The 12,814-nt window shown below is 36.9% G+C and carries 13 protein-coding genes; all 13 read left to right on the forward strand.

Going from position 1 to position 12,814, the window contains the following annotated elements; translation table 11 throughout:
- Positions 1–3 precede the first annotated feature (3 nt).
- The 13 genes from LC419_RS19620 (at position 4) to LC419_RS19680 (ending at position 12,814) form a co-directional block, all read left to right on the forward strand.
- Positions 4–1,104 carry a DegT/DnrJ/EryC1/StrS aminotransferase family protein gene (locus LC419_RS19620; RefSeq protein ID WP_223608928.1) on the forward strand — a complete coding sequence of 367 codons (1,101 nt, stop codon included), beginning with the start codon at positions 4–6 and terminating at the stop codon, positions 1,102–1,104.
- A gap of 267 nt (positions 1,105–1,371) precedes the next feature.
- Complete coding sequence (locus LC419_RS19625) at positions 1,372–2,220, forward strand: ABC transporter permease (protein WP_223608929.1); 849 nt, start codon at positions 1,372–1,374, stop codon at positions 2,218–2,220.
- Between the two features lie 15 nt (positions 2,221–2,235).
- On the forward strand, positions 2,236–3,492 hold the full coding sequence (locus LC419_RS19630) for an ABC transporter ATP-binding protein (protein WP_223608930.1): 1,257 nt from the start codon (positions 2,236–2,238) through the stop codon (positions 3,490–3,492).
- Between the two features lie 52 nt (positions 3,493–3,544).
- Positions 3,545–4,522: a hypothetical protein gene (locus tag LC419_RS19635; RefSeq protein WP_223608931.1), complete on the forward strand. Its 978-nt coding sequence runs from the start codon at positions 3,545–3,547 to the stop codon at positions 4,520–4,522.
- Between the two features lie 16 nt (positions 4,523–4,538).
- Entirely contained in the window at positions 4,539–5,435 is an 897-nt protein-coding gene (locus LC419_RS19640) for a glycosyltransferase (protein ID WP_223608932.1), read from the forward strand.
- Position 5,436: 1 nt separating this feature from the next.
- A complete protein-coding gene (locus LC419_RS19645; protein ID WP_223608933.1) occupies positions 5,437–6,258 on the forward strand; it encodes a glycosyltransferase family A protein in 822 nt (273 codons plus the stop codon).
- A gap of 1 nt (position 6,259) precedes the next feature.
- Positions 6,260–7,138, forward strand: coding sequence for a glycosyltransferase (locus tag LC419_RS19650; RefSeq protein ID WP_223608934.1), 879 nt, complete (start codon positions 6,260–6,262; stop codon positions 7,136–7,138).
- Between the two features lie 5 nt (positions 7,139–7,143).
- The gene (locus tag LC419_RS19655; protein WP_223608935.1) at positions 7,144–7,812 is read left to right on the forward strand and encodes a hypothetical protein; all 669 of its coding nucleotides are present in this window, start codon (positions 7,144–7,146) and stop codon (positions 7,810–7,812) included.
- Position 7,813: 1 nt separating this feature from the next.
- A complete protein-coding gene (locus LC419_RS19660; RefSeq protein WP_223608936.1) occupies positions 7,814–8,770 on the forward strand; it encodes a glycosyltransferase family 2 protein in 957 nt (318 codons plus the stop codon).
- A 9-nt stretch (positions 8,771–8,779) separates the two neighbouring features.
- On the forward strand, positions 8,780–9,568 hold the full coding sequence (locus LC419_RS19665; protein WP_223608937.1) for a glycosyltransferase family 2 protein: 789 nt from the start codon (positions 8,780–8,782) through the stop codon (positions 9,566–9,568).
- 10 nt (positions 9,569–9,578) lie between these two features.
- Positions 9,579–10,541 carry a hypothetical protein gene (locus tag LC419_RS19670; RefSeq protein WP_223608938.1) on the forward strand — a complete coding sequence of 321 codons (963 nt, stop codon included), beginning with the start codon at positions 9,579–9,581 and terminating at the stop codon, positions 10,539–10,541.
- Positions 10,542–10,544: 3 nt separating this feature from the next.
- Positions 10,545–11,678 (forward strand): hypothetical protein, encoded by a 1,134-nt coding sequence (locus LC419_RS19675; protein ID WP_223608939.1) that lies wholly within the window; start codon positions 10,545–10,547, stop codon positions 11,676–11,678.
- Positions 11,675–12,814, forward strand: coding sequence for a hypothetical protein (locus LC419_RS19680; protein WP_223608940.1), 1,140 nt, complete (start codon positions 11,675–11,677; stop codon positions 12,812–12,814). Before LC419_RS19675 ends, LC419_RS19680 begins: the two co-directional genes overlap by 4 nt.

Raw genomic sequence — 12,814 nt, forward strand, 5'->3', positions numbered from 1 at the left:
ATTATGATAAAATTTCTTGATCTTCAAAAGGTCAATTTACAGTATCAGGAGGAGATTGAAAACAAACTTGTCAGTGTTTTCCGCAGTGGTTGGTACCTACAGGGCAGCGAACTTAAAAATTTCGAAACCAACCTGGCATCATATATCGGTTCAGAATATGCTCTGGGCGTAGCCAATGGTCTGGATGCTCTGCGTCTGATCTTCCGTGCCTATATTGAATTAGGTTTTATGAAAGCCGGCGACGAAGTTCTTGTTCCTGCCAATACGTATATCGCTTCCGTTCTGGCTTTATCAGACAACGGACTGGTTCCTGTATTTGTAGAACCGGATGTCAATACCTATAATATTGACATTACCAAAATTGAAGAAAAAATAAGCCCGAAAACAAAAGCCATCCTGATCGTTCACCTTCAGGGAAGAATTGTTTTTTCAGAAGAACTTAAAAATATCGCGAAAAAGCACAATCTGAAAATCGTAGAAGATAATGCACAGGCCATCGGAGCAGAATGGAACGGTATCAAATCCGGAAATCTGGGTGATGCTGCCGGTTTCAGTTTTTATCCTGGTAAAAACCTCGGTGCATTAGGTGATGCAGGAGCTGTAACGACTAATGACAAAGAAGTCTTTGAAGCTATCCGTGCTATAGCCAATTACGGTTCCAACCAGAAATATGTCAACATCTATAAAGGATTAAATTCAAGACTGGATGAAATTCAGGCTGCCGTTTTAGACGTAAAGCTGAAATATATCGCCCATGAAAACGGAACCAGAAGAGACATCGCTAAAAGGTTTATCTCGGAGATCAACAATCCAAAGATCATCCTTCCTGAAAATCCGGCTGACGAGAATGAACATGTATGGCACGTTTTTGTAATCCGAACTGAAAAAAGAGATGAACTTCAGACCTATTTAACAGAAAAAGGAATCAGTACCATCATCCACTATCCTATCCCGCCTCATAAGCAGGAAGCATATAAGGAATACAATGACCTTACTTTCCCTATCACCGAAAAAATGCATGAAGAAGTACTGAGCCTTCCGATCTCTTCAGTTTTGGAAGAAGAAGAAATTCAGGCGATCATCGATGCTGTAAACGGGTTTTAGTTTTAAAAAGTGAAAGTAAACCGGCTGAAAATCCCATGTTCCACTATCGGAAAACAGCCATGCTTAATGCCATTAACTCCCCGTTACTAAATAAGAATTATTATTATAAAATTTAAGGGCTATTGGCTTTATAGCTGATAGTTCTTTGCTCATACTAACAAATAGTAATATATTAGTTGTTATTTTCCGTTTTATGTGAATCATTATTCACTAATCAGGAAAGTTGGATAAGAATTAAATATTTTAAATTTGCAAAAACCCGCACAAATGAATGAACCACAACAGAAGTGGACAGAAACGATTGAGGCCGACCATTCTTTATTTGATTTAAGACTTAAAGAAGTATGGAGATACAAGGATTTAATATATATGTTTGTCAAAAGAGACTTTATTTCAAGTTTTAAGCAAACTATTTTAGGTCCTGTCTGGTTTTTCATTAATCCGATTTTTACGACAATTGTATACCTCGTTGTATTTGGTAAAATAGCCAAACTCCCTACAGACGGGGCTCCTCCAATCCTGTTTTATCTTTTAGGAGTTACCCTCTGGAATTATTTTTCAGGCTCACTTACGGCAACCTCCAATACCTTCGTAGGGAATGCCAATATATTTGGAAAAGTTTATTTTCCGAGACTGGTTACTCCTATTTCCATTGTCATATCCAATTTAATGCGTCTTGGCGTACAGATTTTGTTATTTGTACTGGTCTGGGCGTACTATCTGGCAAAAGGCGAAATTCATCCCAATATCTGGGTCCTCGCTACTCCTTTGCTCATTATCCTTATGGTTATTTTTGCTTTAGGGGTAGGAATGATTTTTTCCTCGCTGACCACTAAATATAAAGACCTTGGGATGCTGTTAGGTTTTGGTATAAGTTTATATATGTATGCTACGCCGGTTATCTATCCCGTATCTGCGTTGGTAGGCCCTTTCAAAAAGCTGGCTTACTACAATCCCTTAACCGGTATATTTGAATGCTTCAAATACGGATGGCTTGGCTCCGGAGATTTTTCTCCACTGATGCTGGGAATAAGCACCGCGATTATTCTTGTACTTTTCGCAATAGGCCTTGTTATTTTCAATAAAGTTGAAAAAACATTTATGGATACTGTATAATTTAAACTTAAAAAAATGCTGGCTTTAAAAGGAGAAAACATATCAAAACAGTACCGTCTGGGACAAGTGGGAACAGGAACTCTTTCCCACGATTTAAACAGATTCTGGTATAAAGTAAGAGGAAAAGAAGACCCTTATCTCAAAATAGGGGAATCCAATGACAGAACCACAAAAGGCGAATCGGAATATGTATGGTCACTACAGGACATTAATTTCGAGATTGCTCAGGGAGATGCAATGGGGATTATCGGAAGAAACGGGGCAGGAAAATCTACACTGCTTAAGCTTTTAAGCAAAGTTACAAAACCTACCACAGGGAAAATCCATACAAACGGAAGAATTGCATCGTTACTGGAGGTGGGAACAGGGTTTCATCCTGAAATGACAGGACGGGAAAACGTCTACCTCAACGGAGCGATTCTGGGGATGACAAGAAAAGAAATCACAAGAAAATTTGATGAAATAGTAGATTTTTCAGGTGTAGAAAGATACATTGACACTCCCGTAAAAAGATATTCCTCAGGAATGTATGTACGTCTTGCATTTGCTGTAGCAGCCCATCTGGAATCTGAAATCCTTATTATAGATGAAGTGCTTGCAGTAGGAGATGCAGAATTTCAGAAGAAATGCCTTGGAAAAATGGGGAATGTTACCAAAGGAGAAGGGCGAACCGTTCTTTTCGTAAGCCATAACATCACGGCAATCAAGGAATTATGCAATACAGGACTGTTGCTGGATAAAGGCCGACTGATCACTCAGGGTGATGTGAACAAATGCATCATCGATTATCAGAAAAATGCTGATACAAAACTCTTTTACAACTATATGGATGATCCCACTGTATTCGAAAATGAGAATATTCTGGTAAAATCTTACAAAGCTGAGCCTATCAACGGAGACATCATCACCGTGAAATCCGGTATTCGCGTAACGGTAACTTTTACATCCAAAATGGTTGGGGTAGATCTTGATATGTCATTTTATCTCAGAAACAGCCACGATCTTACAATCATGAGTACTGGAATGATGATCAGCGAAGATAAAAATATAGAAAAAAGAGATTATACGGCAAGCTTTGAAATTCCGCCTTATACCATTAATGAAGATTCTTATTATTTCGATTTGTTTTGGGGAATCAACAGAACGAATGTGGCATACAGAACGGAGGCATTTGGTTTTGAGATCCACGGAATACAGAATGAATTTGGTGAAATTGTAAAATCTCCGGGAATTCTGTTTCCGAAAATCACCCATTCAATAGAGAAATTATAAAGAGTTTCTTTACCGGCATTATTTATATCCACATCTTAAACGCTTATCACTTATGATACTTAATGTAATATTTTCTTACAACCGCGCTGTACAGCTGGACTATCTGCTTCAGTCTTCTCTGAGACATTTTAAAGCAGATGCTAAGCTGGTGATCCTATACCATACAACTGGAGCACACAAAAAAGGTTATGATCTCTTGAAAAAAAAATACGCCGGATATCAGCATATCTCTTTCGTTGAAAGAAAACATGTCTTTTTTGACTTCTCTTACATTCATGCCCTCAATACGGAAAGAGACTGGGAGTTTTTTAAAGAAAAAAACCTGTTCAAGAAAAACGGAGATAACTTTAAAGGAGCTCTTCAGAAAATCATCAAAAACAGTGGCTGTGAGTTTGTCATGTTCTGTACGGATGACAGTATTTTCTTTAAGGATGTTCATATTCCCGATGAAGTGCTGAATATCATAAGAAACAATCCTGAAAATGCTTCTTACAGACTCTATGTAGGAGACAATCTTGAAGGACACCCTGATTATCTTGAGAAAAAAGGAGATTACTATCAGTGGGATTATTATACAGATACCGAGGTGCATCACTGGTCTTATCCTTTTGCTGTAGATGGTACCATTTATCATTCAGAAGGACTCCTTAAACACCTGAAACCATTGAGTTATCACAACCCGGTTACCCTTGAAGACAGAGGTTTCAGCTATATCAGATACCGTAAGCTTTTCGGTATCGGAATGAGCCCTATACACTCACAATTACTGGCTACAAAGCTGAACAGGGTTTCTGTAGACAGCCTTAATCCCACGCTTCATATCAAGCCGGATTTTCTTAATGAAAAATTCCTCGATGGATATACTCTGGATCTCGTGATTCCTGAGCATATTATCAACTCCAACATCGTTCCTTCTGAAATCTATCTGGTAAAAGACGGCGTGCGCGAGATGATCTATTCAATGGATGAACAGGGGGAAAAAGTACAGGGCCTTCTGGGTATTGAAGGATCGAAAGAACAGTTAGAATAAATAGTCTGCAATAACAATGGAGCAACCGTTAGTAACAGTCGTTGTCGTTTCCTATAACCACTCAAAATTTGTTAAGGAAAATCTGGACAGCATAAAAAATCAGACCTACAGCAACATCCAGTTGATTGTAGGCGATGATGCTTCTCCCGACAATTCGGCGGATGTTATTAATCAATGGCTGACAGAAAACAATTATTCTGCAGAAAAAAACTTCCATGCCAAAAATACAGGACTGGCTACCATGCTCAATGAATGCATTGCTCTTGCAAAAGGAAAATATATCAAACTTATTGCAGCAGATGATTTTCTTCATCCTGAAGCTATTGAAAAATCGGTTTCTAAACTGGAAACTTCAGGCGAATCCTACGGTATGGTTTTCACGCATACTTATACCATTAATAATGAAAGTCAGATCATAGAAGATATGGCTGATTATGATGCCTTGGGAAATATAGATCCTTATGTTTTCAGAAAAGAGCTGATCAAAGGCAACCGGATTGCTGCATTGACAGTTCTGATAAGAACAAACGTTTTAAAGGAAACCGGAAATTATGATTCCCGACTGACAGTAGAAGATTATTACCGATGGCTAAAGATCAACGAGAAGTATCTAATCGCCTATGTTCCGGAAAAAATAGCCTATTACCGTTTGCATCCGGAAAATATTTCAAAAGTAAAAGAAGAAAAAATACACATAGAAACCATCCTTCTTCAAATGATGTTTGATAAAGAAGGAGTTGCAAAAGAAAGAATCAACGGGCAGACTCAGAAATTTTATCTGACTGGAAAAAAGCTGCCGCCGGAATATCGTCTGGCCTACAGCAAATATCCTTTTCATATTAAAAGGCTGAGTTTTGCGCTCAATAAAAGGCTGCCTGTCTTCTTGTACAAACTTTTAAATAAAATTATTTAAGATGAATCCCCAAATTTCCGTCATCGTACCCTGCTACAATCAAGCCGACTATCTGGAGGAATGTCTTAGATCTGTCCTGAATCAGACGTACCCAAACTGGGAATGTATTATTGTTAACGACGGCTCTACAGACCATACCGGGGAAATAGCTCTGGAATGGACCCAGAAAGATGAACGTTTTAAATATATTGATAAGAAAAACGGAGGTTTGTCCGCGGCAAGAAACACCGGAATAGAAAATGCTAAAGGGAAATGGATATTACCTTTGGATTGTGATGACAGAATCGGTGATGAGTATCTGAAACTTGCCGAAGAAAAATTCAATGACGGGTATACGGTCATTTATTGTAAGGCAGAATTCTTCGGAACAACCACAGAACCCTGGAATTTGAATGATTACAATTACGAACAGTTGTTACTGGAAAACCTTATTTTCTGCTCAGCATTCTTCGAAAAAAGTGAGTGGAAAAAGGCTTCAGGATATGATGTCAACTTAATTCACGGGAAAGAAGACTGGGATTTCTGGTTATCCGTTCTAGATGAAAAAAAGAAGGTTCACCGTTTGAATTATTTAGGGTTCTTTTACCGTAGGAAACTAGAATCCATGGATATTGAGATCAACCAGAACAAAGCTAAAAAAGATTTTTCCTTAAATTACATCTATAAAAAACATTTGAATAAATACATTCCCAAGAATTTGAATGCTATTGAATATTACCATCAGCAGAAAAAACTTGGCGTAAATCTTAATTTTTATAATGAAGCCGTTCACAAAAATGGGGTTACAAAGTTTTTATTCAAATTAATTACCAAACTATCGTAAAATGCTGTCCATTATAATTTCATCCTACCAGCAAACCTACTATGATGATCTCGTTAAGAATATTAGCGAAACAATCGGTGATGGTTTTCAGTATGAAATTATTCAAATATGGAATCCTAATCTGATGGGGATTACAAAAGCCTACAATCAGGGAGCAGAACAATCCGTTTATGAGCATCTTTTATTCATTCATGAAGATATTCTGTTTCATACCAACGGTTGGGGAGAAAAACTATTGGCTCATCTTAACCAGCCTAATGCCGGTATTATCGGTTTGGCAGGATCTTCTTACGTTCCTGTGGCACCCAGCAGCTGGACGGTTTCCGAGAAATACAATTTTGTACATATTCTTCAGGGAAATAAAGAAAAAGCAGCATCTACACTGATCAATACCACCAAAGAACATCTCCATAAAGTATATGCCGTAGACGGTGTGTTTATCGCTTTAAAAAAAGAAGTTTTCAATGCATTTAAATTTAATGAAGAGCTTCTCAAAGGATTTCACGGGTATGATCTCGATTTCAGTTTAAGGGTTTCAAGAAAATTCCAAAACTATATTATTGATGATATCCTTATAGAACATTTTTCGCAGGGAAATTTAGATCAGAAATGGCTTGATGCCAACATTCTCATTAAACAAAAACAAGGTTCGGACTTTCAGCAAATACCGGACCCCGAAACAGAAAAAAAAATATTTTTAGGCTTTTTATATAATTACTTTAAGTATTATCCCGTTGATCAAAAAAATATCCTCTTTACGATGAAATTTTATCCGTTTAAAAGGATTAATTTTAAAGATCATTTTTTAATTGCTAAAAAGTATTACCATTATCTGAGGTATTCTTCAGACATTAATAAAAAGCTAAACACTACAAAATAACACAAATGATTGTAGGAAACGGTCTTATCGCAAACTCATTAAAAAATATAGATTCAGAAGACTTATTATTCTTTGCTTCCGGTGTTTCAAACTCCCTCGAAACCAGGACTTCAGAATTCGAAAGAGAATTTTCTCTTTTGAAAACCATGATTGAAGAAAATAAAGAAAGAAAACTGGTCTATTTTTCTACGTTGAGCATTCATGACCAATCTAAACAGAACAGCCCATACGTGCTGCATAAAAAGGTTATTGAAGACCATATCAAAAAAGGATGTGATCATTTTCTTATTTTGCGGATAGGCAATATCGTAGGAAAAGGAGGAAATCCTAATACCTTATTTAATTTCCTTGCGGCCCAGATCTCCGGAAACAATAAATTTACGCTCCATGTAAAGGCAAGAAGACTGCTTTTGGATATTGATGATATTGCAAAGTTCCTGGGCTCACACTGCCTGGATATGGAAAACAAAACCCTTAATCTGGCTTTCCCCTATTATTATGATCTGAAAGAAATTATCAATGCCATTGAAGACAAAACCCGGAAAAAGGCCTGTTTTTCTGAAGTGGAAGAAGGCGACTTTTACAAAGTTAGCTTTGATGAATCTATAGAAACTTTTTTTGCCGGAATACAACCGGAAGATTATTTGAAAACTTTAACCCAAAAGTATATTTAAGATGAAAATGTCTACTATTCACGTTATCATCGTTACCTACAATGCTATGCAATGGGCGGAAAGATGTTTTACCAGCTTAAGACATTCTTCAGTTTCTGTAAAATGTATTGTAATCGACAACGGATCTACAGACGGAAGCCAGGAATACATTAAAACCCATTTTCCTGAAATTGATCTGATAGAATCTGCCGAAAATCTGGGTTTTGGAAAGGCCAATAATTTAGGAATAGAAAAGGCCTATCAGGAAGGAGCAGATTTCTTTTATCTCATGAATCAGGATGCCTGGATTTTTCCGGACAGCTTTCAAAATATGCTGGATGTTTATAATAATGCTCCGGATAAAAGCAAGATTGGCATTTTAAGTCCTATGCATCTGGACGGTAGCGAGAAAAAATTTGACATCCATTTTGAGAATTATCTGGCTAAAGATGTCAGAAACAACAGAATGTTTTCCGATGTTTATTTCGGGGAGGCCAAACCGTCTTATGAAATCAGTTTTGTGAATGCTGCCCATTGGTTTATTCCCAGGAATATCATTGAAAAAGTAGGCGGATTCAATCCTTACTTTTTTTACGGTGCCGAAGACTATGAGTATGTGAACAGAATTACCTATTTCGGATTAAAGATATTGGTGTGTACAAAAAGTAAAGTCGTGCATGACGCCGTACAGTCTTTCCATAAAAAACAGCCGAAAGATAAAGCTGAATTACTGGCCAATAACCGTCTTTCGATGAGAATGCAGCGGGAAACCAAGTATCTGGATCCCAATTATGATTATAACATCAAAAGAGAAAAAACGGCAATCCTTTCCTATATTTTAAAATTAAGTGCTAAAGGAAATATCAACGAATCTAAATTTTATCTGGAACAGTATCAGTACTTTTCAAAAAAATTTAAAGAGATCGAAGCGGCAAGAAAGATTTCAATGACAGGCCAGCATCCTTTTCTCAATCTTTAAGGCATTCCTATGGAAAAATTACCAATAAGCATCTGCATTCTCTCCTGGAAAACCGGAGAAACGCTGAAAAACACTTTAAAATCTTATAAAAAACACGGTCTTCTTGAGATGACGGATGATATTGTCATTCTTTTTCAGGAAGTAAGTGAACAGGATAAAAAGACGGCCGGAAAATACGGAATCCGATACATAGGACTGGATGAAAATATCGGGATCGGAAAAGGAATGAAATTGCTGGCTGAAAATGCTTTGTCTGAAAACATTCTCTTTCTGGAACACGACTGGGAGTTGATTGAAGATCAAAAAACCACTCTTTCACAGCTTAAAGGCGGCATAGAACTTCTCGGTCAGGGATTTGATGTTGTACGTTATCGAAACAGAAAAAATCCCGGGTATCCACTGATTTCCATCAGACATAAAGGCAATGAGCTTGATTACTATGATGACTGGCATGAATGTACTTCTCCACACCTTCTGGAATCGCTGCACTGGCTGGATCCTGCCCAAGAATTTCCGGACAAAATACAGAAGCAGGGTGACTATTTTGTAACCACTTCCCGCTGGGCCAACTGGACGAATAATCCTTATCTTGTCCGCAAAGATTTTCTGCTGAGTACCATCATTCCTTTTTCAGGGGAAACGGCATCACTTGAAAGAAATATTGCAGCGTGGTGGGTAAAGCAGGACTTCAAAATTGCACAGGGCGAAGGCCTTTTCAAACACAATGATCTTACCAAGTATCCGAAAAAAAGCATCATTCGGAAAATACTTAGTAAATTGAAAAATAAATTTAAATAAACCGTACGGAATGAAAATCCTTTTCCATGAGAATGAACTCAATTACAGAGGGACTTCCATCGCATTATATGATTATGCAGATTTCAATGAAAGATATCTGGGAAACGAATCATTGATTGTATATGATAAAAATTCGAAGACCAACCATCCGTTGGGTATCGATAAATTTTCCAAACGCTTTAATGTGATTGGCTATTCCGACTTTAAAGAAGTAGATCACCTCATCAGTAAAAATAATATAGACCTGTTTTACGCCATTAAAAACGGCGATATCGATCATATAGAAACCAAAGAATGTAAAACATGCATCCATAGTGTTTTCAAACATTTTGAACCGCACGGTGATGTGTATGCCTACGTTTCCGAATGGCTGAGCCACGAAATGACAGGTTCAAAGTATCCTTTTGTTCCGCACATGGTTAATTTTGAAGAAGGAACCAACCAGGATCTCAGAAAAGATCTGAATATTCCTCCCCATGCAAAAGTGTTTGGATACTATGGCGGCCATGCCAGTTTTAACATCATTTTTGCGCAGCAAACTATAGAAAAAATAGCCTCAAAATATAAGGATGTTTACTTTATTTTTATGGGTGTAGATTCGTTTGTGAAAAAAAGATGGTGGAAATCTGCTCCTTCCAACATTATTTTCCTGCCGCCGAGCTCGGATATTATCATGAAGCAAAAATTCATCAATACCTGTAATGCTTTGCTTCATGCACGTGAAAGAGGGGAAACTTTCGGAATCACAGTGGCGGAATTTGTCATTAAGGGAAAACCGGTGGTAGCTTTTGCAGATCCTCCTGAGAAAGCGCACATCAGCCATCTGCGAGATCAGGCCTATTATTACCGTAATGAAAAGGAGCTCAGAGATATTCTTTTAGATGCGGATCTGAGTATGTCTGCAGAAGAATTATTCCGGAAATTCCTGCCACATCCGGTGATGGATACTTTTAAGAAAGTTTTTATTGATTAATGTATGAAAGCCAAAATAATTAACTATCTCATTGGTTTATTATTAGCCATTTATTATTGCGTATATCTGCAAAATACCTATCTGCAGCTGGTCGTGAATAAAAATGACTGGCATCTTGGAGAATGGCTGATCAATTATCAGGATGGCGGATTTAAACGAAGAGGATTCCTCGGAAGTTTATTTGTCTTCATCAATGAGCTCACCGGAGTTCATCTGGCCAATGTGGTTTTTATTTTCCTGTTTATCATTTACACGCTTTTCTTTATCCTTTTAATAAAATTCCTTTGGACGAATAAGAATACCCTTTTAACGATAAGTCTTTTACTACTGCCCGCAGGTTTGGGAATGGTTTTAAAAGATCACACCATCATCCCTAAAAAAGAGATTCTATTCTTTCTCTTTTATCTTATATATCTTCTATGTCTACGGTCTAAAATGATGATCAAAGATTATGTGATTACTATTTTTATTGTCGTTGCTTTGCTCATCCACGAAGCGGCATTTTTTTATCTGCCGTTTGTAAGCCTTGCCTACTTTGTAAAAACCACTGCGCCAACGGTCCACAAAATAAAAAAAATAGTCTTTTACCAGCTAGTTCCCGCTACACTTGCTATGTTGCTGTTGTACCGATTCGGGCTCAACATCAAAACTGAAAATACTGTATTATTTTTTAAAGATCATGGTTATCTCTTAAAAGAATTAAAAATATATGATTATTATGAATCTGATTTTGATGTCTTGAGTATCTATAAGACCTATCTGTATGGCTATGTGACGTACAGCATCAGTCTATTTCTGGGTGCCCTTACTGTATTCATCTACTGCAGGCTGAATAAGATTAAAATCAATCCTGTTTTTCTTATCATACAGATCATTTTCGTGATTCCATTATTTATTAAGGGCTTCGATTGGGGCAGATGGATTAATATTTTCTTTTCTTTGCTAACCCTTTTTATAATCGGAGAAAAGCAATTAGTCAGCCATTGGAAAAAAGACCTTATTGCAGTATTATTAATTATCTTTAATTCTTTTTGGAAGATGATGGCGTTTTATCAGGGATTCTCAAGCTTTACACTGCTTGATGTTTTGATAAAAAAAGTGTACTATTTTTTATATTTTAATCTATTTCGCGGATGAAACCAAAACCAGTTACTTATATAATCAGCATCGTATTGGCAATTTATTATTTTGTTAGTATCAAAACCACCTATTCACTTATTGTGGAGAATAAAGGAGGATGGTATCTTGGAGAATGGCTGATCAACTATCAGGACGGAGGATTCAAGCGAAGAGGATTCTTCGGTACCCTTTTTATCGCAATTAATGAAATCACTAAAATTAATCTGGAGCACATCATCTTCGCCTTTTTGTTCTTAGTCTATACGCTATTCTTTTGTTTGCTAATTAAACTGTTCTGGAAAGAAAAAAACAATCTTCTGGTTCTTGCGCTTGTACTGCTGCCGGCAGGTTTCGGGATGATGGTAAAAGATCCTTCCATTGCATCAAAAAAAGAAATTATATTCTTTCTTTTCTACCTGATGTACATTCTTTGTCTTCGATCCAAAATCGTTGTGAAAGATTTTATCATTACCCTGTTCATTCTTATTGCTATTTTAACCCATGAAGCAGCCTACTTTTACATCCCTTTTGTAAGCTTCACCTATCTTGTGAAAAATAGTGGTTTATTATTGGATAAGATCAAAAAAATAGCCTTTTATCAACTGATTCCTGCCACCATTCTCATGCTCATTCTTTATCAGTTCGGGATTAGTATCAATACAGAAAATTCCGTATTATTTCTAAAGAACCATGGATTAATCCTTGAAGAATTAGGCATTTATGAGTATGACACGAAATACAATGTAGTAGATTTTTACAAACAAAATATATACAGTTATCAAACCTATATCATTAGCATCCTGATTGGCGCCTTTACTTTTTATGTCTACTGCAGACTGAATAAAGTGAAAATCAGCAGACTGTTTTTAGTAGTACAGACCGCTTTTTTAATTCCCTTATTTTATCTGGCTTTGGACTGGGGAAGATGGGTTAATATCTTCTTTTCCCTGCTGACTATATTTATTGTTACAGACCAGAAATCAATTCTTACCAGGAAACAGGAAATCATGACCTTTCTGCTAATCCTGTTTAATCTTTCGTGGACCATGATGCTGAAGACTGAAGGCTTTTTAACCTTCCCGGCTCTTGACTCTTTACTGAAGAAAGCCTATTATTTTATTTACTACAAAATTCATAATATATTTATCAATTAA

This window comes from Chryseobacterium sp. OSA05B (assembly GCF_019970065.1).
GTDB lineage: Bacteria > Bacteroidota > Bacteroidia > Flavobacteriales > Weeksellaceae > Chryseobacterium.

Excerpts from the sequence above, each read along its gene's own strand:
- LC419_RS19620 (WP_223608928.1), top strand. The coding sequence starts at position 4 with ATGATAAAATTTCTTGATCTTCAAAAGGTCAATTTACAGTATCAGGAG.
- LC419_RS19625 (WP_223608929.1), top strand. The coding sequence starts at position 1,372 with ATGAATGAACCACAACAGAAGTGGACAGAAACGATTGAGGCCGACCAT.
- LC419_RS19630 (WP_223608930.1), top strand. The coding sequence starts at position 2,236 with ATGCTGGCTTTAAAAGGAGAAAACATATCAAAACAGTACCGTCTGGGA.
- LC419_RS19635 (WP_223608931.1), top strand. The coding sequence starts at position 3,545 with ATGATACTTAATGTAATATTTTCTTACAACCGCGCTGTACAGCTGGAC.
- LC419_RS19640 (WP_223608932.1), top strand. The coding sequence starts at position 4,539 with ATGGAGCAACCGTTAGTAACAGTCGTTGTCGTTTCCTATAACCACTCA.
- LC419_RS19645 (WP_223608933.1), top strand. The coding sequence starts at position 5,437 with ATGAATCCCCAAATTTCCGTCATCGTACCCTGCTACAATCAAGCCGAC.
- LC419_RS19650 (WP_223608934.1), top strand. The coding sequence starts at position 6,260 with ATGCTGTCCATTATAATTTCATCCTACCAGCAAACCTACTATGATGAT.
- LC419_RS19655 (WP_223608935.1), top strand. The coding sequence starts at position 7,144 with ATGATTGTAGGAAACGGTCTTATCGCAAACTCATTAAAAAATATAGAT.
- LC419_RS19660 (WP_223608936.1), top strand. The coding sequence starts at position 7,814 with ATGAAAATGTCTACTATTCACGTTATCATCGTTACCTACAATGCTATG.
- LC419_RS19665 (WP_223608937.1), top strand. The coding sequence starts at position 8,780 with ATGGAAAAATTACCAATAAGCATCTGCATTCTCTCCTGGAAAACCGGA.
- LC419_RS19670 (WP_223608938.1), top strand. The coding sequence starts at position 9,579 with ATGAAAATCCTTTTCCATGAGAATGAACTCAATTACAGAGGGACTTCC.
- LC419_RS19675 (WP_223608939.1), top strand. The coding sequence starts at position 10,545 with ATGAAAGCCAAAATAATTAACTATCTCATTGGTTTATTATTAGCCATT.
- LC419_RS19680 (WP_223608940.1), top strand. The coding sequence starts at position 11,675 with ATGAAACCAAAACCAGTTACTTATATAATCAGCATCGTATTGGCAATT.